Source organism: Actinomadura rugatobispora, from assembly GCF_055379765.1.
In genome coordinates, this window is the sequence record NZ_AP029191.1 from 4874652 (window position 1) to 4899939 (window position 25288).

At 71.6% G+C, this 25288-nt stretch carries 18 protein-coding genes; 6 read left to right on the forward strand and 12 right to left on the reverse strand.

The window, feature by feature from the left end; translation table 11 throughout:
• Nucleotides 1-30: 30 nt before the first annotated feature.
• Nucleotides 31-822, forward strand: coding sequence for an ATP-binding protein (locus tag ACZ466_RS21565; RefSeq protein ID WP_464043916.1), 792 nt, complete (start codon nucleotides 31-33; stop codon nucleotides 820-822).
• Between the two features lie 273 nt (nucleotides 823-1095).
• Nucleotides 1096-1311, forward strand: coding sequence for a hypothetical protein (locus tag ACZ466_RS21570; protein ID WP_378280552.1), 216 nt, complete (start codon nucleotides 1096-1098; stop codon nucleotides 1309-1311).
• A gap of 1691 nt (nucleotides 1312-3002) precedes the next feature.
• Here the strand turns inward: ACZ466_RS21570 and ACZ466_RS21575 are convergent.
• Both ACZ466_RS21575 and ACZ466_RS21580 read right to left on the reverse strand, forming a co-directional pair.
• Nucleotides 3003-3944, reverse strand: coding sequence for a D-alanine--D-alanine ligase family protein (locus ACZ466_RS21575; RefSeq protein WP_378280554.1), 942 nt, complete (start codon nucleotides 3942-3944; stop codon nucleotides 3003-3005).
• Between the two features lie 134 nt (nucleotides 3945-4078).
• Nucleotides 4079-5401 (reverse strand): aminotransferase-like domain-containing protein, encoded by a 1323-nt coding sequence (locus ACZ466_RS21580; RefSeq protein WP_378280556.1) that lies wholly within the window; start codon nucleotides 5399-5401, stop codon nucleotides 4079-4081.
• Nucleotides 5402-5685: 284 nt separating this feature from the next.
• Between ACZ466_RS21580 and ACZ466_RS21585 the strand changes: the two genes are divergently transcribed.
• Entirely contained in the window at nucleotides 5686-6303 is a 618-nt protein-coding gene (locus ACZ466_RS21585; protein WP_378280558.1) for a GNAT family N-acetyltransferase, read from the forward strand.
• Nucleotides 6304-6396: 93 nt separating this feature from the next.
• Here the strand turns inward: ACZ466_RS21585 and trxA are convergent, their stop codons facing one another.
• Both trxA and trxB read right to left on the reverse strand, forming a co-directional pair.
• Nucleotides 6397-6711, reverse strand: coding sequence for a thioredoxin (trxA, locus tag ACZ466_RS21590; protein ID WP_378280560.1), 315 nt, complete (start codon nucleotides 6709-6711; stop codon nucleotides 6397-6399).
• A gap of 53 nt (nucleotides 6712-6764) precedes the next feature.
• A complete protein-coding gene (trxB, locus tag ACZ466_RS21595) occupies nucleotides 6765-7742 on the reverse strand; it encodes a thioredoxin-disulfide reductase (protein ID WP_378280562.1) in 978 nt (325 codons plus the stop codon).
• Nucleotides 7743-7982: 240 nt separating this feature from the next.
• Here trxB and ACZ466_RS21600 point away from each other — a divergent pair, with 240 nt between their 5' ends.
• Nucleotides 7983-8552, forward strand: coding sequence for a dienelactone hydrolase family protein (locus ACZ466_RS21600; protein ID WP_378280564.1), 570 nt, complete (start codon nucleotides 7983-7985; stop codon nucleotides 8550-8552).
• A 403-nt stretch (nucleotides 8553-8955) separates the two neighbouring features.
• Here ACZ466_RS21600 and ACZ466_RS21605 read toward each other — a convergent pair whose 3' ends face one another.
• The 6 genes from ACZ466_RS21605 to ACZ466_RS21630 all read right to left on the reverse strand — a co-directional run bounded on the left by ACZ466_RS21605 (nucleotide 8956) and on the right by ACZ466_RS21630 (nucleotide 18189).
• The gene (locus tag ACZ466_RS21605; RefSeq protein WP_378280566.1) at nucleotides 8956-9768 is read right to left on the reverse strand and encodes an anti-sigma factor family protein; all 813 of its coding nucleotides are present in this window, start codon (nucleotides 9766-9768) and stop codon (nucleotides 8956-8958) included.
• Nucleotides 9768-10388, reverse strand: coding sequence for an RNA polymerase sigma factor SigM (gene sigM / locus ACZ466_RS21610; RefSeq protein ID WP_378280568.1), 621 nt, complete (start codon nucleotides 10386-10388; stop codon nucleotides 9768-9770). Before sigM ends, ACZ466_RS21605 begins: the two co-directional genes overlap by 1 nt.
• Before the next feature lie 408 nt (nucleotides 10389-10796).
• The gene (locus tag ACZ466_RS21615; RefSeq protein WP_378280570.1) at nucleotides 10797-12488 is read right to left on the reverse strand and encodes a protein kinase family protein; all 1692 of its coding nucleotides are present in this window, start codon (nucleotides 12486-12488) and stop codon (nucleotides 10797-10799) included.
• Nucleotides 12489-12692: 204 nt separating this feature from the next.
• On the reverse strand, nucleotides 12693-14417 hold the full coding sequence (gene murJ, locus ACZ466_RS21620; RefSeq protein ID WP_378280572.1) for a murein biosynthesis integral membrane protein MurJ: 1725 nt from the start codon (nucleotides 14415-14417) through the stop codon (nucleotides 12693-12695).
• A gap of 214 nt (nucleotides 14418-14631) precedes the next feature.
• Entirely contained in the window at nucleotides 14632-17283 is a 2652-nt protein-coding gene (locus ACZ466_RS21625; protein ID WP_378280574.1) for a DUF6049 family protein, read from the reverse strand.
• Nucleotides 17284-17652: 369 nt separating this feature from the next.
• Nucleotides 17653-18189, reverse strand: coding sequence for an aminoacyl-tRNA deacylase (locus ACZ466_RS21630; protein WP_378280576.1), 537 nt, complete (start codon nucleotides 18187-18189; stop codon nucleotides 17653-17655).
• Nucleotides 18190-18614: 425 nt separating this feature from the next.
• On the opposite strand from ACZ466_RS21630, the gene ACZ466_RS21635 reads away from it, so the two are divergent.
• Together ACZ466_RS21635 and ACZ466_RS21640 are read left to right on the forward strand one after the other, a co-directional pair.
• Nucleotides 18615-20078 carry a CCA tRNA nucleotidyltransferase gene (locus tag ACZ466_RS21635; protein WP_378280687.1) on the forward strand — a complete coding sequence of 488 codons (1464 nt, stop codon included), beginning with the start codon at nucleotides 18615-18617 and terminating at the stop codon, nucleotides 20076-20078.
• Nucleotides 20075-21388 carry an adenosylmethionine--8-amino-7-oxononanoate transaminase gene (locus tag ACZ466_RS21640; protein WP_378280578.1) on the forward strand — a complete coding sequence of 438 codons (1314 nt, stop codon included), beginning with the start codon at nucleotides 20075-20077 and terminating at the stop codon, nucleotides 21386-21388. The genes ACZ466_RS21635 and ACZ466_RS21640 overlap by 4 nt, the downstream gene beginning before the upstream one ends.
• 192 nt (nucleotides 21389-21580) lie before the next feature.
• Here ACZ466_RS21640 and ACZ466_RS21645 read toward each other — a convergent pair whose 3' ends face one another.
• On the reverse strand, nucleotides 21581-22861 hold the full coding sequence (locus ACZ466_RS21645; RefSeq protein ID WP_378280580.1) for an MFS transporter: 1281 nt from the start codon (nucleotides 22859-22861) through the stop codon (nucleotides 21581-21583).
• Nucleotides 22862-23460: 599 nt separating this feature from the next.
• Nucleotides 23461-25242 (reverse strand): ABC transporter substrate-binding protein, encoded by a 1782-nt coding sequence (locus ACZ466_RS21650; protein WP_378280583.1) that lies wholly within the window; start codon nucleotides 25240-25242, stop codon nucleotides 23461-23463.
• Between the last annotated feature and the right edge of the window lie 46 nt (nucleotides 25243-25288).

The window sequence follows — 25288 nt, forward strand, 5'->3', positions numbered from 1 at the left end:
TCGATCAGTCTGGAGACCAAGGATATGAGCGTGACCCTGCCCAAGCCAGCATCCGTCCCGGCCGAACTGCAGGAGCTGTTCACCCGGATGCGGTTCCCCTACGCCCGCAAAGCCGCACCCGAGGTGCTGGCCACCGCCCGCGCCCAACGCTGGGACCCCGCCGAAGTCGTCCGCGTCCTCCTGCTGGAAGAAGCCCTCGGCCGCGATGCGGCCACCCGCCGGGCCCGCCGCAAGAACGCCGGCCTGCCCAGCGGCAAGACCTTCGCCTCCTGGAAGAGCGAACTGTCCTCGATCCCGATCCCCACCCAGAACGCCCTGCAGACCCTGGAATGGGTCGGCCGCCGCGAGAACTGCGCGATCTCCGGCCCGTCGGGGACCGGCAAGACCCACTTCATGGAAGCGCTCTGCCACCTGGCCATCGACCACGACCTGACCGTGTCCTGGTTCACCCTGGAATCCCTGGCCGCCGCCATCACCGGCGCCAAGGCCGACAACTCCGTCGCCCGCACCATCACCAAGATCTGCCGCAGTGACATCATCGTGGTCGACGACATCGGCCTGCTCCCGGTCGACCAGGACACCTCCGAAGCCTTCTACCGCCTGGTCGACGCCGCCTACGAGCGCCGCAGCCTGGCCGTCACCAGCAACATCCACCCCTCCGGCTTCGACACCATCATGCCCAAGACCATGGCCACCGCCACCGTCGACCGCCTCATGCACCACGCCCACCTGGTCGAGACCTCAGGCGAGTCCCACCGCCTGGCCGAAGCCCTCGCCGGACGCGGAGTCGTCCCGCTGGCCACCACACCCGACCCCAACTGACCGCCCACCTCGAGAAGCGTTGGCCGCCAGCCTCAACCAGGCTGGCCGCCAACCTCGAAAAACTCGCGTCCGTCCACATCCCTCCCAAACTTTGGTGGTGAGAGGGTCCTATGCGTGGTTGAGTCATGGAGCTTCAGTGACGGAGCGCAGCCCGTCTCGCCGGCGGCCGCATTGACAGGGCTTCGGCAACGGATTGCTCAAGGTCGGCTCGAATCGTGGCTCACCAGTTCGTCCGGACGACGGCTGGCAGTCGTGTCCAACACTGAGCGCGCGATGGTGATGCTGCTCGATGGTGACGGTGACGCCGGTGAGCATGCCTCTGATTCGGGGGCTGCTGGTTGGAGCGACGGGTTCGTCCTGGAGAACGGCCAGCACGACGAGTACCCCGACGAGGCCACCGTGCCTCTGGAGGAGGCCTTCAGGATTGTTGGCCACATCCTCACGGTGGGTTCCCCGCCTCCCGATGCCGATTGGGCGGTCGATCGCTGAAGCAGCAATCCTCAGCGCGCCGTCAGAGACGCCGGCGGCAGTCATGAGCCGGAGGGGCAGGACGACACCGACCGCACCGTCGATGCCGCCCTGGCCGCCGCGGCGGGCGTTTCCGTCTTACGATGACCGGCCGGAAGGACGAGGAGTGCAGGCTGTTGCCGCGGCGGGTCGCCACGGACGGGCTCCTCGACTTCCGCCGCGACCCGCGGTGGCCGGCATGGCAGGCGGGGAGCTGGGCGCGGATGTTTCACGGGAAACGTCGAGCTGCTGCGTTGCAGAGACTCCATCTGGAGCGCGCGGAGTAAGTCTGGGGGATGGCCCAGGGGTTTAAGAGTGTCTGCCTGGTCCTTGGCTGCGCCAGCTAGCCTGCCTGTTGCCTGTTGCCTGTTGCCTGTTGCCTGTTGCCTGTTGCCCGTGGCGTGTTGGCGTGCCATGCGCTATGCGTTACGGCTTTCAGTGGATGTTCGGCTGATGTCATTGCCTGTGCCGATGCTGACCCGTCTTAGAACTTCTCGCTAAATGATCTTCGGGGTCTTCGGATCATTCCGGGGTTGTTGGTCCTGGAGGTGGGGTGTCTCGGTGGCTCCGGCGGGCGGGAGGTCGGCGAGTTCCTCGCCGCCATGGTGGCTGCTTCGCGTGTGGGACACCGCGCTCGTCGGGCAGGGTGTCGGTCCGCACGGAGCATCGCCGTCAGTGCTCCCGGCGAGCCGCAGATTTCCCGCCGTGGGAAGTTGACGATGAGCCGCCGTTGCCCAACGTTGAGCATCGGCTGGTGATATCCGGAATCTCTGGTGAGCCAGGGCATCCTGTTGGTGGCGCCTGGGAACGTCGGCGTAGTAGGAGGCTTCGGGTTCGGGCGTGGTCTGCTGGCGCCGTCTGGTAGCTGCGGGGTTGCTCGTACGAGGTGCCCCTGGCGAGGCTGCACGGAGCTAAGGTGCCTCCGCGCGGATGTCGCGGGCGGTGTCCGGGCTCTACGGTGTCTCGGCGGAGAGCATCTAACGGGTCGATGCCGGCCGATAGCTGCGCCAGCCGTTCACCGACTCCATCGACGCCCCCAGATCTCGATCCTGGCCCGTCGGCTTCGGTATCCAGCGTGGCTTGTGGTCGGGAGGTCGAGGTGGTCCCGAAGAGTGGCCATTGGATGGGGATCCGAGCTCTCAGAGCCAGTAGAGCGACGTGCCTTCCGGGGAGCCTGGGCCTTCAGGAAGATCGACGCCTTCGACTCGGGGGCATGCTCTTATGGCGGTCTGCTTGTCGCTGGCGTGGGCTCGACGCTCGACACAGAACGCGCGGGGGCCGACCCAATGGACCAGTGGGCCTGATTGGTTGAGTCGGTGGGAGCGAGGTGCCTGGGTTTGATACGACCGGGCTGCGCTGTCCTGGGTAGCTTTGGTCCACCCGCACCGGAGTTCGGAGCCCGAACCGTCGCTGGGGGATCGGCTTGGCGTGCGTTGCGGGAGCTCTCCGCGGCTTGGCGTGGTCCTTGGCTTGTGTCGGGCGGGGCGACTGGCGCGTATGCGGGAGAGTTGGTGTGCCCGGTCCAGTGGGGTTGGACGGGGTGGTCGAGCGTCGTGTCTGGGTTTGCTGGGATTATGCGCCTGGGGTGGCGCGCCCGGTGCTGGTTGGCCGGGACGTGGCTGGTGCGCTTGGGGTTTGTGTTTCTTGTGGAACGGTTGGGTGGGGGCGGGGTTTCACGTGAAACGGGCTTGGAGAAGGTCGCGGCATACGGCGCCTAGATCCAGGTCTGCGGCGCTGACGGCCAGGGGGAAGAGGCTGGTCTCGGTCATGCCGGGGGCGACGTTGACTTCGAGGAAGTGGGCCTCGCCGTTGGCGTCCACGATCAGGTCGGTGCGGGAGAGGTCGCGGAGGCCCAGGGCGCGGTGGGCGGTGACGGCGGCGTGGGTGGCGCGTTCGGCGGCCTCGGGGGTGAGGCGGGCCGGGACGACGAACTCGGTGTCGCCGGCGTCGTAGCGGGCGGTGTAGTCGTAGCGGCCGCCCGGGGCGACGATCTCCACGGCGGGGAGGGCCTGCGGCTCGCCGGAGCGTTCGATGACGCTGACGGCGATCTCGGTGCCTTCGATGTACTGCTCGACGAGGGCGGCGTCCCCGTAGGCGAAGCAGCCGACCATGGCGGCGGGGAGTTCGCCGGCCTCGCGTACGACGGAGCCGCCGAGCGCCGAGCCGCCGCGGGTGGGCTTGACGAAGAGGGGGAGGCCGAGCCGCCGCACGATGTGGTCGAGGACGGACGATGCCCCGAGGTCGTGGAAGACCTCCTTGGGGAGCGCCACGGAGGCGGGCGTGCTCAGTCCGGCGCGGCGGACGACCGACTTGGCGCTGGGCTTGTCCCAGGCGACGCGGCAGGCGTCGGGGCGGGCGCCGACGTAGGGGATGTCGAGGAGTTCGAGGACGTCCCGGATCGCGCCGTCCTCACCGGCGGCGCCGTGCAGGACGGGGAGGACGGCGTCCGGCGGGTCGTTGGTGAGCGCGTCGAGGAGTGTCGCGTCGGCGTCGCGGAGCTCGACGGGGACGTCGACGGCGCGCAGGGCGTCCGCGACGCGGCGGCCCGATCGCAGCGAGACTTCCCGCTCGTACGACAGACCCCCGGCCAGGACGACCACATGCCCGAGTTCCAATCGATGCCCCTTGTGTCACAGGCGCCCCTCAGGACGCGAAATGGCCGGTGGCGGGAATCTCAGCGTTCCACCGGTGGTTCTCGTAGAAACGCGCCGGCTCCAGGATGGGGGAGCCGGCGCGCCTTTGTGAACTGTCAGACGACCCCGGGGCCCGGAGTGTCGAAGCCGGTGGGGGAGGTCGACCCGACGCCGCCGAAGGTGTCGCGGAGCTGGATCTCCTTCTCGATGACGGCGGCCAGGCGGCGCACCCCTTCGCGGATGCGGTTGGGCTCGGGGTAGCAGTACGACAGCCGCATGTGCCTCTGGCCGGTGCCGTCGGCGTAGAAGCCGGTGCCCGGGACGTAGGCGACGCGGTCGGCGATGGCGCGCGGGGCCATGGCCTTGGAGTCGAGGCCCTCGGGGAGGGTGAGCCAGACGAAGAAGCCCCCGGCGGGCCGCGTCCACGTGCAGCCTTCCGGCATCATCGCGTCCAGGGCTTCGAGCATGGTGTCGCGGCGCTCGCGGTAGAGCTCGCGGAAGTCCTTGATCTGCTCCTGCCACGGCTGGGTGCTGAGGTACTCCCGTACGGCGAACTGCGAGAAGCTCGGGTGGCACAGGATCGCCGACTCGGCGGCCAGGACCAGCTTGGCCCGTACGGCGTGCGGCGCCAGTGCCCAGCCGACGCGGAGGCCGGAGGCGATCGTCTTGGAGAACGAGCCGAGGTAGATCACCCGTTCGGCGTCGTCGGCGCGGAGGGCGCGCATGGGCTCGCCGTCCAGGCCGAGGAGCCCGTACGGGTTGTCCTCGATGATGAGCACGTCGTATTCGGCGCAGATCTCGATGATCTGGGCGCGGCGGGCGGTGGTGAGGGTGACGCCCGCGGGGTTCTGGAACGTCGGGACGGTGTAGAGGAACTTGACGCGGCGGCCCTCGCGGCGGAGCCGTTCGAGGGTCTCGCGGAGCGCGGACGGGACGAGGCCGCCGTCGTCCAGGGGCACGTGGACGACCTCCGCCTGGTACGAGGCGAACGTTCCCAGTGCGCCCACGTAGGAGGGGGCTTCGGCCAGGACCACGTCGCCCGGGTCCACGAAGATGCGGGTGATGAGGTCGAGGGCCTGCTGCGCCCCCACGGTCACGACGACGTCGTCCGCCGACGCCTGGATGCCCTCCAGGGACATGACCTCGCAGATGCGTTCGCGGAGGAGCGGGTCGCCCTGGGCGGAGGCGTACTGGAGCACCTCGGCGCCGTTGCGCGCGACCAGTTCGCCGACCATCTCCCCCACGGCGTCCAGCGGGAGCGCGGAGACGTAGGGCATGCCGCCCGCCAGGGAGACCACCTCGGGACGCGAAGCGACTGCGAACAGAGCCCGGATCTCCGAGGCCACCATGCCGGCGGCACGGGCGGCGTAGCGATCGGTGTAGGCATCTGTGCGCGAGTGCTGGTTCACGAGGCACCTCCGGGGGTGTTCGGACGTCATTGCAAACTACGGCATCGTCGTCAGTGCGATGGGCGGCGCCCCCGGTTCGGAGGGGGCGCTCTGTACTTGTGCGGCGGGCGTTCGCGCGTTCGTGCCGCTCGCTGGGGGAAACTCCCCTGTCCGATACGATGCCCCAGGGTCCCGGAGTGTTGCCGGGAATTCCGCGATGTGGCGCTCCGCACGAGAATTCACGTACACCAGAAGTGCTCGCTCGCCGGTTCCCCGCTCAGGCGCCACCGAGGACGCGGGACGGTCGGGAGGGCCCTCAGGGGGGTGCAGATCCGGTGTCGCGTCGTCTCGTCAACATCACACTGGACAATCTGGACGATCTTCCGCGCCGGTGCCGCCGCTGCGTCTTCTGGGAGCTGGACCCGGTGAGCCGGGACCGCGCCGTCGACGCCGGCGACCCGGACCTGGAGAAGGAGGCGTGGGTCTCCTCCACGCTGCTGGAGTGGGGCAGCTGCGGCAAGATCGTCTACGTGGACGACGTGCCGGCGGGTTTCGTGCTGTACGCGCCGCCGCTGTACGTACCGCGCTCGGTGGCGTTCCCGACCAGCCCGGTGAGCGCCGACGCGGTGCTGCTGATGACCGCGCACATCGTGCCCGAGTTCGCGGGCGGCGGTCTCGGCCGGATGCTGGTCCAGGGGGTCGCGAAGGACCTCACCCGGCGCGCGGTGAAGGCCATCGAGGCGTTCGGCGATCTCAAGGGCGAGGACGGCGGGTGCATGGTCCCGGCGGACTACCTGCTGTCGGTGGGGTTCAAGACCGTCCGGCCGCATCACCGCTATCCGCGGCTCCGGCTGGAGCTGAAGTCGGCGCTGTCGTGGCGTGAGGACGTCGAGGTGGCACTGGAACGCCTCCTGGGCTCCATGACCCCGGAAGGCGCCCTCCGTCCCGTCTGAGCGCCTCTCAGCCCTCCCGGCCGGGAAACGCGCGGGGCCCGTACCTGAGGAAGGTACGGGCCCTTGGGAGCGAAGGAGAGGCGGCGGTGGCGCTCAGACGAACTCGCCGAGTTCGCGCAGCAGCGCGGCCTTCGGCTTGACGCCCTGGATCTGCTTGACGACCTCGCCGCCCTGGTAGACGTTCAGGGTGGGAATGGCCATGATCCCGTACTTGGCCGGGACCTGCGGGTTCTCGTCGATGTTGAGCTTGACGATCTCGATCTTGTCCCCGTACTCCGCGGAGATCTCCTCGAGGATCGGGGCGATCATGCGGCACGGGCTGCACCACTCGGCCCAGAAGTCGACGAGCACGGGCTTGTCGCTCTTGAGGACCTCGGTCTCGAAATCGGCGTCGGTCACGGCCTTCATGACATCTCCTTAGTGTCGGTCCCGGCGGGCGGCGCGCCGCCCGCCGCGCCTGCTCAACCCTGGTGGGACAGTTCCTTGGCGGGCTGCCGCACCGTCTCGGCGGCGCCCTGGTCCTGTAGCCACCGCTCGGCGTCGATGGCGGCCGCGCAGCCGCTGCCGGCCGCGGTGATGGCCTGGCGGTAGATGTGGTCGACCACGTCGCCGGAGGCGAACACGCCGGGGATCTTGGTCGTGGTGGTCGGGGCGTCGACGAGGAGGTATCCGTCGTCGTCGGTGTCGAGCTGGCCGGCGAACAGCTCGCTGCGCGGGTCGTGGCCGATCGCGATGAACAGCCCGGTGACGTCCAGGCTGCTCTCCTCGCCGGTCTGGGTGTCGCGCAGCTGGACGCCGGTCAGCCGGTCCTCGCCGTGCACCTCGACGACCTCGCTGTTCCAGCGGAAGGTGATCTTGTCGTTGGCGAACGCGCGGTCCTGCATGATCTTGCTGGCGCGCAGCTCGTCGCGGCGGTGGACCACGGTCACCGAGCGGGCGAACTTGGTGAGGAAGATCGCCTCCTCCATCGCGGTGTCACCGCCGCCCACCACGGCGATGTCCTGCTCGCGGAAGAAGAAGCCGTCGCACGTCGCGCACCAGGACACGCCGCGGCCCGACAGCCGCTTCTCGTTCTCCAGGCCCAGCTCGCGGTAGCCGGAACCGGTCGCGATGATCACGGAGCGGGCGTGGAACACGTCCTCGCCCACCTTCACGACCTTGGGATCGGCGGTCAGGTCGACCTCGGTGACGTCGTCGGCGATCAGCTCGGCGCCGAACCGCTCGGCCTGCTTGCGCAGGTTGTCCATCAGGTCGGGGCCCATGATCCCGTCCGGGAACCCGGGGAAGTTCTCCACGTCGGTGGTGTTCATCAGGGCGCCGCCGGCGGTCACCGAACCCTCGAACACCAGGGGCTTCAGGTCGCCGCGGGCGGCGTAGACGGCGGCGGTGTAGCCGGCTGGGCCCGAGCCGATGATGATGACGTTGCGTACGTCGCTCACTGTGCTGCCTCTCCTCTTTCACCTTCCGGTGCCAGCCGGCCTGTCGTGGCCGCCACGGGGTGCGTTCCGCGTCCGGCGCGAGCGCCGGCCCGCCGCACCTCCCGTACGACCCGGCCTGCCAGTCGCGTCAACCGATACTAGGGCCCGGTGATTCCCGATCCGCGCCGACCAGCCCTTGCGTGCGCGAGCGTCCCGCCCGGGCGCAGTTCGCGCGGCCCGGGACGGCCTTAGGCTGATCCCATGGCCTCGATTCTCCTCCTCCACTCGATGTACGGCCTGCGCCCCGCCGTGAACGACGCCGCCGGCAGGCTGCGCGCGGCCGGCCACGAGGTGCACGTACCCGACCTGTACGACGGCCGCGTCGTCGACGCCCCCGAGGCCGGCATCGAGATCAAGGAGGAGATCGGCCGGGACGAGCTGCTGCGCCGCGCGGTGTCCGCCGCCGCGCCGCACGCGGACCACGGGCTGGTGTACGCGGGGTTCTCGCTGGGCGGCTCGATCGCGCAGAACCTCGCCCTCGCCGACGGCAAGGCGCGGGGGCTGCTGCTGATGCACGGCACGTCCGATCTCGCGGACGACGTCTCCACCGAGCTCCCGGTGCAGCTGCACGTGGCCGATCCCGACACCTACGAGCCCGTCGACTGGCTCAACGCCTGGTACCTCCGCATGCGCCGCGCCGGGGCCGACGTCGAGATCTACCGGTACCCGGGCGCCGGGCACCTGTTCACCGACCCCGGCCTGCCCGACCACGACCCCGAGGCCGCCGAACGCGCCTGGGCCATCGCCCTCGACTTCATCGCCGACCTCTAGCCCGCTGTGTTTCCAGGCCCCGGCCTGCAACGTGGAGAGGGCGGCATCGCCCCACCCGCGGGATCGGGCGTCCTCTTGCGTGCGGACGCCCGGTGAGGCGATGTGGCGGCCTGCCTGGCCGGTCGCGTTCTCATCGTCCCGGATGGGGCGGCGTTCATGGAGTGGTCACCTTGTGGTTTCGCGGTGACCGTCGTTCCGTAGACCGGGCGTGAGTGGATCGGTTCAGTGGATCGTTCCGAGTGTGCCCCGGGCCTTGGCCACGACGCTCGGCAGGGGGCTCGCCTTGATATATACCGGCCGCCACGGCCGGGTTCCGCGTGCGGGTCATGCGCGCCGCCCACCGTTGGGGACGGCGGCGCGCATGCCCGTGGCGGGACGGCGGCCTTGCGGCCGGCCCGCGCCGTCAGTCGCGAGGGGTGGCGGCCAGATGCTTGATGATTTTGGTGTTCTGTGCGGTGCAGCCCGGTCCGACGACCCAGATGTCGAGGGTCTTGGACGTGGATCCGGGGGCCGCTATCACCGTGGCGGGCGATCCTTCGTACTCCGCGGTGTCCACCAGCGTGGGCGCCCGGCCCCCGGTGACCGCGCCGACGCAGCCGGCGAGGGCGGGATCGGGTGCCCGGTCAGCGTCGGCCCCGGCCCCGGCCCGGCCCTCCAGCAGGCCGTTGACCTGGGTGGCGAGCGTGGTGGCACCGTAGCCGGTGCCGCTCTGGGAGACCTTGAACGCGGTCCGTGCGGAGGCCTGGCCTTCGGGGGCGACCAGGGTGCTCCTCTTCTGGTTGGACGACGACTCGCCGGACGTGCCGCGATCGCTGTTGTCGGAGACCGGGGCGTTGGCCGAGCCCTGGTGCTCGTTCGAGCCGTTCAGCACCAGGCTGCCGATCACTCCTCCGCCACCGAGCACGATCACCGTCGCGGCCGCGGCCGACATGATCCGCCAATGCCGCCGGCCGCGTCTGCGTTCCAGACTCGCCACGGTGGCGCTGTTCAGCGACTCGGCCGCGATCGCCGAGTCGATGCGTGACGCCAGTTCGGCGGGCATGGACGGGACGGGCGCCTCCGCCAGGAGCCGGGAGACGTCCGCAAGGTCGGCGGATCGGTCCCGGCACTCGGCGCAGGAATCGAGATGCTCGCTCACGGAGGCGGCCCTGTCGTCTTCGAGCAGCCCCTCGGCCAGATCGGCCAGGGTCTCGTAGTCATAATGCGCGGGGTTCATCAAGGCACGCCACCTCCTTCCACACCTCCGACGTTCCGCGGGTCCCTACGGTTCCTGTGGTGCGTCAGAAGGGGGGCCAGCCTGGCGCGCCCGCGCGCGCACCGGCTCTTGATCGTCCCGGGCGGGACCTCCAGGACCTGGGCCGCGTCGTCGACCGAGTAGCCCATCATGTCGACCAGGACGAGCGCCGCCCGCTGCTCGAACGGCAGCTTGGCCAGGGCGGAGTGCACGTCCAGCGACACCCCGTGCGCGTCGGTCGGGTCGGGCATCTTCGGCGCGACGGCGTCGAAGGTGGCGTCGTCGCCCATGGGGGTGGCGGGACGTACGGACTTGCGGCGGATGCGGTCGAGGCAGGCGTTCACCACGATGCGGTGCAGCCAGGTGGTGACGGCGGCGTCGCCGCGGAACCGGCCGGCCGCGCGGAACGCCGACAGGCAGGCGTCCTGGAGGGCGTCGGCCGCCTCCTCCGGGTCGCCGAGCGTGCGCAGCGCGACCGCCCACATGCGGTCGCGGTGGCGTTGCACGAGGGTGGCGAACGCGTGCGGGTCCCCCTGGGAGTGCCGCGCGAGCAGTTCCTTGTCGGGCACCCCGTCCACGTGCCGCGTGCTGACCGACGTCATGGGCGCCCGCCCCCACGCGTGCGTGCGCCGTGCCGCGCCGGGTACGTGCGATCGGTCCTGCCTGGTCGCGTCGACACCGCTGAAATCCTGTGGTGAGGGGACATGATGCTCACAGGCACGATACCGACATGCGACACGTCGCGGCACAGATCATCCGACGGCGAACGGGACTGATCGGTGCCGTGCCGCCCGGCCGGGACGCTTCCGGAGCGCGTCCGCGTACCCCTCGCCATCGTGCGAACCGGTGGCCGCGGATGCCGTCTCGCCGTCGTCGCGTCGCCGTGAGGGGCGGGAGCGCGACGATCGAGCAGGTCGACGCTGCCCGCGCGATGTCCCGTGCGTACGGTGATCCGCGCTCCTCGGGTTCGGAGGGAGTTCGGGACCGGGGCGGCACGGCGCCGCCCGCGGTCAGTTGCCGGCGGAGCCGTAGACGGTGATCTCGCTGATCTTGCCCTTCAGGGAGGCCGGGAGCCTGGTGAACCAGACCACCACGTACCGGCCGCGGGCCTGCCCGGTGGCGTTGATCGTGTTCTCGCCCGGGATGGTGGTGTGGCGGCCCACCACGGGCAGGGCGGCCGGGTTCTTGCCGTCGCCGACCTTGAGCTGCAGCGTGCCGCCGCCTTCGGGGACGTGCACCTTGACGCTGCTGACGGTGACCGGGCGGCCCATGTCGAGGAGCACGCCCAGGGCCTTGGCGTAGCGGCCGAAGTTGACGTCGGCGTAGGTCTGGGTCTCCCAGGCGTCGCCGGCGCGGCCGTCGGTGACGAGTTCGAGCCGCCGCGCGATCGTGCTGTCGTGGCGGTTGTTCATCGACTCCTCGGCCGGCTCGACGTTCGCGACCTGGAGCTTGGCGGCCTGCGGCTTGGCCGGCTGGGACTGCTGCGGTTTGCCGCTGGCGTTCGGCCCGGGGTCGCCCTCGTCGTCGCTGCCGGTGAGGGCCCAGGCGCCGAGGCCGATGATGACGGTCAGCGCGGCCGCGGCGATGCCCAGGAGCGCGCGGTTGCCCGACCGGCCCGCGGGGCGGGCGGCGTGGGCGCCGTGGGAGCCGTGCCCGGCGTGCGCCGCGGGAGCGGTGCGCTGGGTGGACGGGGCGGGCGCGGGCTGCGGCATCGCGTGCCGGCGCTGCTGCTGCGCGCCGTCCTGCCGGCGCGGCTGGCGCTGCCGGTTGGCCTGCTCGCGGGGCCGCGCGGGCGGGTTGTCGAGCCGGCGGGTGCGCTGGGCGGTGGACGCGTCGTCGCCCGACCGCGGGGCCGGCGGCGCGGGATGGTTGTTGGCCAGCCCGGCGAACAGCGGCAGCGGGGTGCGGGGCACGCCGCGCAGCGCCTTGGCGACCTCGGCGGGCTCGGTCAGCGGCTCCTGCCCGGGCACCTCGATGCCCAGGCAGCGGCAGACGATCGAGTCGACGGCGAACGGGACGCCCGCCTGCACCTGCCGGGGCGCCTTGGGCTGCTCGTCGCCGGAGCCCGGCTCCGCCGAGGCGGCGGCCGGCGCGGGCGCGGTCGGCGCGGCGGGCAGGGACGAGCGCTCCGGGGCGCCGGGCCAGTGCGCGGTGAGCGCCGCGTACAGCATCGAGCCCAGGCCTTGGACGTCCTGGGCGGCGGGATCGTCGGAGTCGCGGTCGGCGAGGACGGCGTCGGTGGCGATGCCGAGCACCTTGACCGTGCCGCCGGTCGTCCACACCAGGTCGCGCGGGGACAGGCACAGGTGGGCCAGGCCCCCCTCGTGCGCGGCGGCGATCGCCTCGGCCGCCTCGTACAGCAGCGTCGCGGCGCGGCCGGGCTCCAGCGGGGCCTTGCCGAGCATCTGCTCCAGGGTCTCGCCGGCGACCCACTCGCTCACCACGTAGGCGCTCTCGCCGCTGTCGTCGGCGTCGAACACCTGGGTGAGGCGGGGGTCGGTCAGCCGGCTGGCGGCGCGGGCGGAGGTGACCACCTCGGCGATGCGAGGGAAGTCGGGGTCGAAGGTCCGGACGGCCACGGCGCGAGCCAGGATCTCGTCGATGGCCTTCCAGAGACAGGAGCCGCCCGAGTCGCTGATGCGCTCCTCGAGACGGTAGCGGCCGGCGAGGCGCGTGCCGGGCTCGATGACGGACGTGCTCACAGCGTCCTGCACAGGTGGTCAGATCCCATGTTCGTGGCGTGGCAGCTTACGCCTCCGACCCTCCTTTTGCGTTCCCCAGGGTGTCGCCCCGCAGGCCGTAGTCTCCAACATGGTAGTGCTTACTCTGTTGGGCGGCTGCCTTATCGGGGCGCGTCCTGTGTACTTTGCCACGCGTCCCCCGGGCGTTCCGGCGGTTCGCCTGGTTCATCCCCGTCCGGGCAACCTGCGCGTCACCATCGAGAGCATGGATCCGACCTCTTCCACACGCATCATCCGGGCGAAAACGAGGTAGAGCAGGCCGCCGCCGACACTCCCGGCGACCAGGGCGATCAGCCCGGAGGCGAGCCCGGCGCCGAGCGCCGCGTCCACCACGGCGTGCGTCGCGTAGGCGAAGCCGATCAGCGGCCACAGCGCCACCGCCAGCTTCAGGTACGACACGAAGATGCGGCGGCCGTCCATGCCGCCCAGCCGGCGCCGCAGGATCGCCCAGCCGAGCACCGCGCCGGCGGTCTGCGCGATCGCGAAGCCGCCCGCGATCCCCACGATGATCTTGTTGGTGGGCAGCACGGCGTAGGCGGTCAGCGCCATCGTGATGTTGGTGATGACCACGCCGATTCCGATGAACGTGGGCGTGCGGGTGTCCTGCATCGAGTAGAAGACGCGCAGCATGAGCTGGTACGCCGCGAACGGCACCAGCGCGATCGCGAACATCCGCAGCACCTCCGCGATCACCTGCGCGTTCGCCACGCTGGTCTGCCCGTGCGCGAACAGCACCACGGTGATCTCCGAAGCCAGCACGCCCATCAGCCCGGCCGCGGGCAGGATCACCACCGAGCACAGCCGCAGCCCGCTGGAGAAGTCGTCGCGGACCTCGGCCATCCGGCCCGCGGCGGCGTGCTCGCTCATCCGCGGCAGCAGCGCGGTGATCACCGACACGCCGATGATCGCGTACGGGAGCTGGAAGAGCTGGTAGGCGTTGAAGTACGGGGTGTACCCGACGTCGCCGAGGCCCTGCTCGCGGCCCAGCACGCCCGCCGAGTTGGCCAGCCGGGTCGTCACCGCGAACCCGATCTGGGTGATGACGACGTAGGCCAGCGTCCAGACCGCCATCTTGCCGATCTGGCCGAGCTCGCCCTTCTTGAAGTCCAGCCGGGGCCGCCAGCGGAAGCCGGAGCCGCGCAGCGACGGCCACAGCGCGAGCGTCTGCAGCGCCATGCCGCCGATGGTGCCGCCGGCCAGCAGCGCCACCTGCCCGTCGGTGATCGACTCGGGCGACACCCGGCCGGTGGCGACCAGCAGGAACGCGCCCGCGGTGCAGCAGATGACGATGTTGTTGAGGACCGGCGCCCACATCGGGGCGGCGAACCGCTTGCGGGTGTTGAGGATCGCGCCCGAGAACGCGCTGACCCCCAGGAAGAAGATCTGCACCGCGAACAGCCGGGCGAACAGCACCGCCAGGTCGCGTTGCGCGCCCTCCATCGAGCCGCCGTAGATGGAGATGAAGACCGGGCCGAGCAGCACCGCCACCGTGGTCATCAGCGCCAGGCCGAGGACGGCGAGGGTGAACAGGCGCTGCTCGTAGCGGGCGCCGTACACCTCGTCCCGCTCCCGGGCCCGCACGATCAGCGGGACGACGACGGCGGTGAGGATGCCGCCGAGCAGCAGGTCGTAGACGATGAACGGGACCGTGTTGGCGGTGTTGTAGGCGTCGGCGAGCGCGCCGGTGCCGAGCGCGGCGACCAGCATCGCGGTGCGCAGGAAGCCGGTGAGCCGGGACGCCAGCGTGCCGACCGCCATGATCGCGCCCGAGCGGAGCAGCCCGGACGCCCCGCCGCGGCGGCCGCCTCCTTCGCCTCCGCCGCCTTCGCCCTCGCCGCCGGGCGGGGGCGGCGGGGGGCCCGGCTCCGCGGTCACGTCGGGCGTGCCCATGCCGGGGAACGGCCCCGCGGGGCCCCCGGGCGCGCCGGGAACGTTGGTGGGGAGGCCGCCGGGATGTGTCCCGGCCGATGTTCCGGGTGGCGCGCCGGGCGGGACCTGGGGAGCGCCCGGCCTGCCGGGGCCGTACCGACCGCCTTGGCCGCCGGGTGCGGCGTGCCCGCCATGCCCGGGGTGGCCGGGGTGGCCGCCGCCCGGGAGGGGGAGGTCAGTGCGAGTTGCCGCTCCGGCGCCTGCCCCCGGTGGCCTGCCCGGCGTCCCCGGCGTTCCTGGTGGCCTCTGGCCCGGCGTCGGGCCGTACCCCGGAGGGGGACCCTGCCCCGGCCTCTGGCCCTGGCCCGGTGCCTGTCCCTGGCCCTGACCCGGCCTCTGGGCCGGGGGCGGCGGGTAGTGGGCCGGTGGTGGCGCTTGGGGGTTCGGCCGCCTCCGCGGATCCTGCGGGCCCTGCTGGCCCTGCGGGTACGGAGGGCGCTGCTGGTACTGGGGATGCTGCGGGTGCTGAGGGGGTTGTTGAGGGCGCTGCGGGTGCTGTGGGTGCTGGGAGGGGGGCGGCGTCGGTGGGCGTCCTGAAGTCCCCTGCCCCTCCGCCGGGTAGCGTCCCTCCGGAGAAGGGCTCGAAGGGCCCTGGCCCGGCGCCGGGGGAGGCTCCTGGTCCTCCGGGGACGCCGGGTTCCGCGGCGCCGGGGATCCCTGGTCCTGGGGGTCCCGCCGCCACTGGTCCCACTCCGGTCGCTCCGTCACCGGCTGCCTCCGCTTTCCGGCGGCGCCTCGCTCTCATGGCCCGCACTCCGACGCCCACGAAGAGTACGGCAAGTCCGCCCCCGGTGATGAGCAGTGCGACGCGCCCATAGCCGGTGCTGCGGACGGTGATGACATGCTTGGACCCGAACGTGCGGCGGTCCGCGGACGTCAGCCGCAGGTTCACCCGCACTTTGCCGTTGCCGGCGGCCCGCATGGGGATGGACAGGGTCTGCTTCTGGCCCGGCCCGAGTTCGATGACCTCGTCGTCGAACTTTCCGATCTGGAGCTGGGCGGGTTTCTCCGGGACGGCCTCAAGGCGCACCCTGATCGTCTGGTTGCTGAGCTCGTTGGCGATGGTCAGCGGGATCCGGCCCGAGTTGCCCGCCAGCGTCACGCGCTGCGCGGGGCCGATGAGGACGCGGACCCGGCCCATGTCGTCGTCGAGCCGTTCGGACAGGACCCGCCGGGCCTCCACCGCCCGCCTGTAGTTGCGGCCGCGCCAGGCGGTGGACTCCATGCGCAGCACCGCGCGCCGGTACGACACCGTCACCGGCTCCACCATGATCGAGGAGAAGCGGGCGGCGCGGCGGGAGATCTCGGCGACCCGGTCGAGGTAGGAGCGGCCCAGCTCGTAGCCCTCCATCGCGTCCGGGTAGCCGCGGTACACCCGGTCCAGCGGCGCCGCGTTCGCGATCTTCTCGAGCGGGGTCTCGGCCATCCAGGACGCGGCGGCGGTGTAGGTGAGCAGGTTCTTGGCGAACTGGGGCGAGGGGTTCCAGCGCCGGTCCGGGGCGATGACCAGCGAGCGCGCCAGCACCGGCGCCTCCGCCGTGATCATCGCGGTCTCGGCGAGGAACCGCTGCTCGGCCAGGACGGCGGCGCCCGGCGACCGCGTGTCGGCGCTGACGATCCGGTTGAGGGTCTCGTCGTACACGACGGTCTTCTTGGGGCCCTCCTCGGTCTCCAGCCGGGTGGTGGCGCCCGGCGTGTAGCCCTGGGTGGGATCGGCGAACGCGGCGCTGCTCATGACGAACGCGCCGTTGCCGAGCCGCCCCCGCTTGGCCAGCTCGTTGAGGGTGCTGTGCCCGGCCATCCCGGACGGCGGCCAGGCCATCTGCACGGGCGGGCGGCCGAGGGCCTGGTTCACTCCGCCGCTGTTGGCGTAGGCGATCGAGAGATGGTTGGACATCTTGTTGCGGACGAGCGCGACCGCGTCCGGGTCGGCGTAGGGCAGCGCGAAGTACGGGTCGTTCTTCGAGGCCGTCTTCAGCGAGTTCAGCCAGGCGGCGGCCGCGGTGCTCTTGGGCTTGCGGGTGCCCTTCTTGTTGCGCGGGCCCTTCACCAGGTAGGGGGCGGCGGCCATCGTCTGCACGTCGTCGATCAGCGCCGGGTCGATGGACCAGGTGACCGGGGTCTTGGTCGTCGCGGCGGCGTCGACCAGCCCGGCCAGGCGCCCGCCGGGGGCGAGGTCGGTGGCGAGCTGGTCGTCCAGGAAGGTGTCGTCGGTGGTGCGGTGCTGCCGGTCGATCATCGGCCAGATCCAGCCGACCGACAGCGGCCTGAAGTCGCGCTGCTTCGGGACGAAGGTGATGAAGGTGTTGACGCCGGTCAGGACCTGGCCGTACTGGTTCACCACCTCCACCCCGAGCGGGTAGACGCCGAAGGCCTGGAGCCCGATCGTCGCGGTCGTGGTGCCGAGCGAGAACGCGGCCTTGCCGCCCGCGCCGGCGGCCTGGGCGAGCTGGCCCTCCGCGGCGAGCCCGCGCAGCGAGGACGGCTGCCCGGCGGCGTACTGGGCGAGCTGGTTGCGGCTGGTCATGCGTTGCGCCGAGGTGCGCAGCCGGACCTTCAGGCCGGGGAGGGCGTGGCCGGAGCGGTTCTCCACCCGCCCGGAAACGCTGATCTTGGACTGGGCGCCGGACGGGCCCGCCGTCTTCGGGGTCACCTTGTCGAGCACCAGCGCCACCTGCTGGCGCTCGCGCGACTGGCCCCCGCCCTCCGGGTCGGGCGCGGCGGGCAGCGCGCCCACGGCGGGCACCGCGCCCACGGCCGGGGCCGTGCCCACTGTGACGCAGGCGAGCAGGGCGGCCGTCGCCACCGCGTGTAGGACAGTTCTCACGCCATGTCCGCCCGAGGACCGCCCGCCGCCGGAGACGACCGGGCCGCCCGTGGATGGCGGACGTCGCTTTCCCGCATCACGGGCTCGATGGTAGTCCCGACACCGGTGCCGTAAGGCCGTCCTGGCCTGCCGCCGCCGGGGATCGAGCCGCCGTCCGGCCGATCCGTCCCGTCCAAGGGCACCCCCAAAACGATCGTGTCTCGCTTCCGCGTGGCGTTACGCCTTCTCCTCGCTCTGCCCGTAACCCTGCCGCGTGCCGCCTCACGTTTGCATAAAGAGTCGGTGTTCCCGGCGGCGGAACCGTCCTGGGACGCGGCCATGGGCTGGTGCGGTAGTGGGCACTGCGGTGGAAGAGGCGGATGTTCAGTGTCAGGCGACCTCCGCGTCCCCACCCCGCTCCGCACGACCGGAACGGGCGCTGAGCCGGACCGGCCGGGCGCGGCTCAGCGCGTACAGGTCCAGGGCGTGGATGCCGAGCGCCGTCGACGCCTCCCCCGTCGCCGTGTAGACGACCTCGTCCACGGGGAGCGCGTCGATGATCGCCCGGTCGATCAGGACCTCCATGCCCTCGGGCAGGAGCAGCGGGCAGACCAGGTCGGCCGCGTACTCGGTGACCGCGTTGACCAGGTCGGCACGGGCGGGGCGGATCAGCCGGGCGCCGACCGCGTGCCGGACCACCTCGAGCGGCGGCACGGTCCCGGCGGCCACGATCACCCCGGTCAGGAAGCGCCGCCCGCGCTGCACGTCGTTGCAGGCCAGGACGCGCGTCACCAGGCACCGCTCCGCGGGCAGGCCGAGCGCCCTGGGCAGGTCGTCGGCACGGGCGATCGCGATGGGCAGCCGGACGATCTCGTGCCGCGTCTCGCGTTCGAGGAGCGCGCGGTGGATGGTGAGGGCGTCCTTCATGTCAGCTCCGTCCCGCGGGGATCGCCCCGCACACACCCCCCGATTCGGTCAGGGTCCCGGTGCGGGCCGGAGCGGGGCCCTGCGGCGGCAGGAGCCCCTCACCCGTCCTTGGAGCCCGCCTTCGTCCCCTGTCGTACGTCGGGCCGCCTGTGACGCGGTTGAGCACGCCCCGACGGTCCCCGCTACCGTGGACTGTCTTACGGGAGGCCTCACCGGCGGATCGCGCGGGGGCGTCATCGGGGTGTCGTGAACGTAACCCGGGGATCGCGCCATGTGAAGGGCTCTCTCACCGCTCTTTGCCGGTGCGCCGTGCCCCAGGGATTCCCGCGACGTCGCGGGGCCCGCGGGGCCTCCGGGACCGCCGCAAAGCCTTTTGTCAGCCGCTTCGCAAGGAAATACGCTGGATGGCCGTGCCCGATCGCAAAATGACCCCAGAGCAGTCGCCGCCCTCACCGCCGCTGCCCCAGCCCCAGCGCGTCGCCATCGCCGAGCTGCTGCGCGGGATCGCCCCCGTCGCGGACGAGCTCGGCACCCGGTTCGAGGCCGCGGGACACGAGCTGGCACTGGTCGGCGGACCGGTGCGCGACGCGCTGCTGCGCCGTCCCGGCAAGGACGTCGACCTCACCACCGACGCGCCCCCGGAACGGGTCCTGGAGATCATCAAGGGCTGGGCGGACAACGTCTGGACGATCGGCATCGAGTTCGGCACGGTCGGCCTCCGCAAGGGCGACCACCAGCTGGAGATCACCACCTACCGCAGCGAGTCGTACGACCCCCGCTCCCGCAAGCCGCAGGTCCAGTACGGCACCTCGCTCAAGGAGGACCTGCGGCGCCGCGACTTCGCGGTGAACGCGATGGCCGCCCGGCTGCCGGGGCACGAGTTCGTCGACCCGTTCGGCGGCCTGACCGACCTGCGCGACAGGGTGCTGCGCACCCCGGGCCGTCCCGAGGACTCCTTCGGCGACGACCCGCTGCGGATGCTGCGCGCCGCCCGCTTCGCCTCCCAGCTCGGCTTCTCGGTCGCGCCCGACGCGGTGGCGGCGATGACGGACATGGCCGGGCGGATCGAGATCGTCTCCGCCGAGCGGATCCGCGAGGAGCTGTCCAAACTGGTCTGCGGCCAGTACCCGCGGCAGGGGCTGGCGCTGCTGGTCGACACCGGGCTGGCCGCGCACGTGCTGCCCGAGCTGCCCAAGCTGCGGCTGGAGATCGACGAGCACCACCGGCACAAGGACGTCTACGAGCACTCGCTGATCGTCCTGGAGCAGGCGATCGCCCAGGAGGAGGACGGCCCCGACCTGGTGCTGCGGCTGGCCGCGCTGCTGCACGACATCGGCAAGCCCAAGACCCGGCGGTTCGAGGACGGCGGCCGGGTGTCGTTCCACCACCACGAGGTCGTCGGCGCCAAGATGACCCGCAAGCGCCTCGGCGAGCTGCGCTACCCCAAGGACGTCATCGCCGAGGTGTCCCGGCTGGTCGAGCTGCACCTGCGCTTCCACGGGTACGGGACGGGCGAGTGGACCGACGCGGCGGTGCGCCGCTACGTCCGCGACGCCGGGCCCCTGCTGTCGCGGCTGCACAAGCTGACCCGGGCCGACTGCACCACCCGCAACCGGCGCAAGGCCGAACGGCTGCGCCGCACCTACGACGACCTGGAGGTGCGGATCGAGCGGCTCGCCGAGGAGGAGGAGCTCGCCGCGATCCGTCCCGAGCTCGACGGGAACGAGATCCAGGAGATCCTCGGCATCAAGCCCGGGCCGCTGGTCGGCAAGGCGTACAAGTTCCTCCTGGACGTACGCCTGGACCGCGGTCTCATCGGCAAGGAGGCCGCGGCGGAGGAACTGCGCCGCTGGGCCCGCGAGCAGGGCCTCATCGAGGGGGACGCGTGATCGACCTGAAGCTCGCCCGGATGAGCCCGCGGGAGGCCGAACGGCTCGCCGCCTTCGACCGCGACCACATCTGGCACCCGTACGCGCCGATGCCCGCGGCCGCGCCCGCGCACCCGGTCGTGTCGGCGTCCGGCGTCCGGCTGACCCTGGCCGACGGCACCGAGCTCATCGACGGCATGTCGTCGTGGTGGGCCGCCGTGCACGGGTACAACCACCCCGTCCTGAACGAGGCGGTCACCTCGCAGCTCGGGAAGATGGCGCACGTCATGTTCGGCGGCCTCACCCACCCGCCCGCGGTGCGGCTCGCCGAACGCCTCGTCGACCTCACCCCCGAACCGCTCACCAAGGTGTTCTTCGCCGACTCCGGCTCGGTCACGGTCGAGGTCGCCATCAAGATGGCGCTCCAGTACTGGCGCGCCCAGGGCCGCCCCGAACGCCACCGGCTCCTCACCGTCCGCGGCGGCTACCACGGCGACACCTTCGGCGACATGGCCGTCTGCGACCCGGTGAACGGCATGCACCACATGTTCACCGACGTGCTGGCCCGGCACCTGTTCGCGCCGCCGCCCCCGCTCGGCTACTCCGCCGACCCCGACCGCGCCTACCTCGACGAACTCGCCAAGCTCGCCGCCGAACACGCGCACGAACTCGCCGGCATCATCGTCGAACCCATCGTGCAGGGCGCGGGCGGCATGCGCTTCTACGCCCCCGAATACCTGCGCGCCCTCCGCGAACTCGCCGACGAGCACGGCCTGCTGCTGATCCTGGACGAGATCGCCACCGGCTTCGGCCGCACCGGCGAGCTGTGGGGCTGCGACCACGCCGAGATCGCCCCCGACATCATGTGCCTGGGCAAGGCGCTCACCGGCGGCTACATGACGATGGCCGCGACCCTGTGCACCGACGACGTCGCCGAACGGATCTCCTCGGGCGAGGGCGGCGCGCTCATGCACGGCCCGACCTACATGGCCAACCCCCTGGCGGCGTCCGTCGCCGCCGCCTCCATCGACCTGCTCCTGTCCCGCGACTGGCGCGACGAGGTCGACACCATCGAGGCGATCCTCACCGAGGGCCTGGAGCCGACCAGGGAGTTCCCCGGCGTCGCCGACGCCCGCGTGCTGGGCGCGATCGGCGTCATCGAGGCACGCGAGCCGGTGGACGTCACCGCCGTCCAGGAGATCGCCATGGACCACGGCATCTGGCTCCGCCCCTTCGGCAAGCTGGTGTACACGATGCCGCCGTACGTCTGCACCGAGGACGAGACCGGCCACATAGCCGACGCCATGTACGCCATAGCCGCATCCCTCTAGCCCCGTGCGGGCACGAGCCTCCGGCGTCGCCTCACCGCCTAGGGAACGCGCTCGCGCGGCACCCGAGGCGGCGCCCTACGGCGCTCGCCGGGTGAGCGAGCCTGGCGGGTGCGGCGTCGCTTCGCGATCGGGGCGGTGAAGCTCGCCTTCGACGTCTCCTCACCGCCCGCTCGTTCGCACCCTGAGGCGGGTCTAGGGCACCTTGGCCGACGCGCGTGAGGCGGCGTTCCAGTAGAGCAGGGCGCCGATGCCGTAGGCCGTGACGACGATCCCCAGGGTCGGGTACGAGACGCCGTCCGGCGGCAGCCACGCGGCCGCCAGCGCCGCCGCCGCGGCGAACGTGGCGTTGAAGAGCATGTCGTACACGGCGAACACCCGCCCGCGGTACGCGTCGTCGATCGACTCCTGAAGGATCGTGTCGACGCACAGCTTCACGCCCTGGGACACCACCCCCAGCGCGAACGCCCCCGCCGCCCACGGCACCTCGCTGAACGGCGTGCCGAGCACGAGCAGGAACACCCCGCCCGCCCCGAGCAGCAACGAGATCCACGCCTGCTTGCTGATCCGCCGCACCACCCACGGCGTGACCAGCGCCGCCGCGAAGAACCCCGCCCCCGAGACCCCGAGCATCAACGCGAACGTCGCCAGGCCGGCCTCGGCGTTCGCGTTGAAGTGGTTACGGCACAGGAGCAGCGTCATGATGAGGACGACGCCGTACAGGAACCGGTGGAACGAGATCGCCGCCAACCCCAGCGCGGCCGGGCGCCGGCGCCAGATGTGCCGCGCCCCGTCCACCAGGCCCCGGACGACGTTCCGCAGTTCCTCCACTGTCTGCGCGGGCGCCTCCTCCAGGTGGGGCCCCAGCACCAGCCGCGGCAACGAGGTCGCCACCAGTCCCGCCAGCAGGAAGCAACCGGTCGTGACGACGAGGATCGCCGACGTCCCCGAATCCCCCGCCCCGAACACGTTCCGCAGCCCGTAGCCCACGCCCGCGCCGACGAACGCGATGATCGTCCCCGACGTCACCGCGAACGCGTTCGCCGTCACCAGGTGCTCGCGCGGCACCACCCGCGGAAGCCCCGCCGAAAGCGCCGCCAGGAAGAACCGGTTCACCCCCAGCACCATCAACACGCCGATGAAGAAGAACGCCCCGTCCTGCCCCGCCGCGACCAGCGCCGCCACCGCGGCCACCAGCACCGCCCGCAGCACCGGCGTCCACACCAGGATCTGCCGGCGCTGCCACCGGTCGATGAGAACCCCCGCGAACGGCCCCAGCGCCGAATACGGCAGCAACGTCACCGCGAACGCCGCCGCGGCCTTCCCCGCCGAAGCCTGCCGCTCCGGCGAGAAGAACACATAACCCGCCAGGGCCACCTGAAAGACCCCGTCAGTGAGCTGAGAAGTCAGCCGCGTAGCGTACAGGCGCCGAAAATCCCGCCCCCGCAAAACCTCAAGCAACCCATCAGCCCACATATGCACAGTATGTATCTGGGGGGCTGTGTTTACCCGGGGGGCCACCCCCCGGACCCCCAGGGCGGGGCGTTCGCGCCCTTGCGCTCGCCTGGGGGCTCGCTCCAGGGCGCGCACCCCCCGGTGGGGGCTCCGCCCCCACGCCCCCGGCAGGGGGACACCCCCTGCACCCCCGAACGGCCTTCCATAGGGGAGACCTCAATCACCCAGGCCCACGTATCGCCAATGAGCAGATGGTCTTGTGCAAGGTCTTGGGCCCCTCAATTCACCCTGCGGTGTTGCTTGTCGGGGGCGCAGGGGCGCAGGGGCGGAGCCCTCCCCGCCTGGCGGCGCGGGGGTTGGTGCCCAGGTAAACACGACCCCTCAATTCACCCTGCGGTGTTGGTGGGGGGTGCAGGGGGGCGGAGCCCCTCCTGCCGGGGGTGCAGGGGGGCGGAGCCCCTCCTGCCGGGGGTGCAGGGGGGCGGAGCCCCTCCTGCCGGGGGTGCAGGGGGCGGAGCCCCTTGCCGGGGTGGGCGGGCCCGTAGCGAGCCGCCAGGCGAGCGGAGGGGCCGATCGACCCGACCCGGGGGTCTGGGGGGTGGCCCCCCAGATAAACACAGTCAACCGAGCCAGACTCTCGTGTAGTCGTAGCCGGCCGTGGTGGGGAGGAAGACGGCGCCGCCTACGCGGGACGAGTGGAAGATGGGCTGGGCTCGGTTGAGGAGCGGGATGATGGCGGCGTCTTCCATGATCTTCTGGTCGGCGAGGCGCCAGTAGCCCGCGGCGTGGGACGGCTCGGGGGCGGTGAGGGCGGCGTCGATGAGGCCGTTGACCTGGAAGTTGTCGTAGCCGCCGTAGTTGGTGGAGCCGGGGCCGTAGTCGCGGCTGTCGAAGAGGGGCTGGATGATCGAGCGGCCGTTGTTGCCGTACCAGTCGGGGGTCCAGCCGGGGGCGGCGATGTCCCAGGCGCCGTCGCGGGTCCGGTCGGGGGACGAGAGCGTTCTGGCGTAGAAGGTGCCGCCGGCGTCGGGGGAGAGTTCGGCGTGGACGCCGCAGGCCTCCAGGTTGGCCTTGAGGGATTCGGCGATGAGCTTGTGGACGCTGTTGGTGCGGTAGGGGAACTTCAGCCTGAGTCCGTCCGGGTAGCCCGCGTCGGCCAGGAGGCGGCGGCAGCGGGCGGGGTCGCCGGATTCGCCGGGGGTCGGGTAGAGGTCGGCGGGGGCGTGGCCGGAGCTGCCGGGCGGGATGACGGTGTGCAGGGGCTGCGCGATCTCCGGGCCGCCGACGATCTTGATGAGGGCGGTGCGGTCGACGGCGTACTGGAGGGCCTGCCGGACGGCGCGTTCGCCCAGGGCGCCGTCGTTGTTGGGGCTGCGGGTGTTGAAGACCACGTACGGGCTGTTGCTCGGGGTGTCGCGGATGGCGAAGCGGGGGTCGCGGGAGTTGCGCAGCCGCGGGATGGCCGAGGTGGGGACGGGGTGGTCCCAGGAGAGGTCGGCGGTGCCCACTTCGAGCTGCTGCTGGACGGCCTGCGCCGAGTCCTGCCCGAGGGTGATCTGGATCTTGTCGACGTGCCCGCCGCGGAGCGGGTCGGTCTCGCGGCGCCAGGCGGGGTTGCGGCCGAGGGTGTAGGAGCTGCCGGGCCGGTACTCGGTGATCTGGTAGGGCCCGTTGGAGACGGTGTTCCGCCGGAACTCGGCGCTGTCGGGGACGTACCGGTCGTACTCCTGCGGCGCGGCGGCGGTGAACTGGAGGGCGAGGAGGTTGAGGAAGTCGCTGGCCGGTTTCTGGAGCCGGAACACCAGGGTGTGGTCGTCCTCGGCCTCGACGCCGTCGATGTCGTGGCGGTTCTGGTGGTCGGCGATGGCCTGGGCGCTCTTGGCGTCGACCTTGGCGAAGTCGTCGCAGTAGCGGTCCATGCCTTTCAGCGTGGAGGTGTAGTAGCCCTTGGCGCTGGAGGGGGAGGCGGGGTTGCACAGCCGTTCGAAGCCGCGGACGAAGTCGGCCGCGGTGACGGGGCGGGGCGGCTTGGTGTTCCACTGGACGCCCTTGCGCAGCTTCACCGTGTAGGTGCGGCCGTCCTTGCTGATGCCGCCGTTCTCCTTGGTGGGGAGTTCGGCGGCCATGTCGGGTTGCAGGGCGACGGCCTCGTTGAAGTCGTTGGAGGCCTTGGTGGCGAAGAGGGTGCGGGCGAAGGTGCGGGTGAGGCCGTAGGCGCCGACGCTGTTGGCGCTGGCGGTGTCGAGGTGCTCGACGTCGGAGGAGCCGACCACCTTCAGCGTGCCGCCGTCCCGGGGAGGGCCGGTGGGGATGTCGGAGGGGCCGCCTGCGGCCCCGCATGCGGAGAGGCCGAGCGCGAGCCCGGCGAATCCGGCCGTCACTTTGAGCGTCTCGCGTGCCATGCCTCTCCTCAGCTCGACTCGGAGCCTCACACACCATTACTGGCGG

Coding starts and splice junctions, on each gene's coding strand:
- ACZ466_RS21570 (WP_378280552.1), top strand. CDS start 1,096: ATGGTGATGCTGCTCGATGGTGACGGTGACGCCGGTGAGCATGCCTCT.
- ACZ466_RS21580 (WP_378280556.1), bottom strand. CDS start 5,401: ATGACGTCCGAACACCCCCGGAGGTGCCTCGTGAACCAGCACTCGCGC.
- trxA (WP_378280560.1), bottom strand. CDS start 6,711: ATGAAGGCCGTGACCGACGCCGATTTCGAGACCGAGGTCCTCAAGAGC.
- ACZ466_RS21600 (WP_378280564.1), top strand. CDS start 7,983: ATGGCCTCGATTCTCCTCCTCCACTCGATGTACGGCCTGCGCCCCGCC.
- ACZ466_RS21605 (WP_378280566.1), bottom strand. CDS start 9,768: ATGAACCCCGCGCATTATGACTACGAGACCCTGGCCGATCTGGCCGAG.
- sigM (WP_378280568.1), bottom strand. CDS start 10,388: ATGACGTCGGTCAGCACGCGGCACGTGGACGGGGTGCCCGACAAGGAA.
- murJ (WP_378280572.1), bottom strand. CDS start 14,417: ATGGGCACGCCCGACGTGACCGCGGAGCCGGGCCCCCCGCCGCCCCCG.
- ACZ466_RS21630 (WP_378280576.1), bottom strand. CDS start 18,189: ATGAAGGACGCCCTCACCATCCACCGCGCGCTCCTCGAACGCGAGACG.
- ACZ466_RS21635 (WP_378280687.1), top strand. CDS start 18,615: ATGACCCCAGAGCAGTCGCCGCCCTCACCGCCGCTGCCCCAGCCCCAG.
- ACZ466_RS21645 (WP_378280580.1), bottom strand. CDS start 22,861: ATGTGGGCTGATGGGTTGCTTGAGGTTTTGCGGGGGCGGGATTTTCGG.
- ACZ466_RS21650 (WP_378280583.1), bottom strand. CDS start 25,242: ATGGCACGCGAGACGCTCAAAGTGACGGCCGGATTCGCCGGGCTCGCG.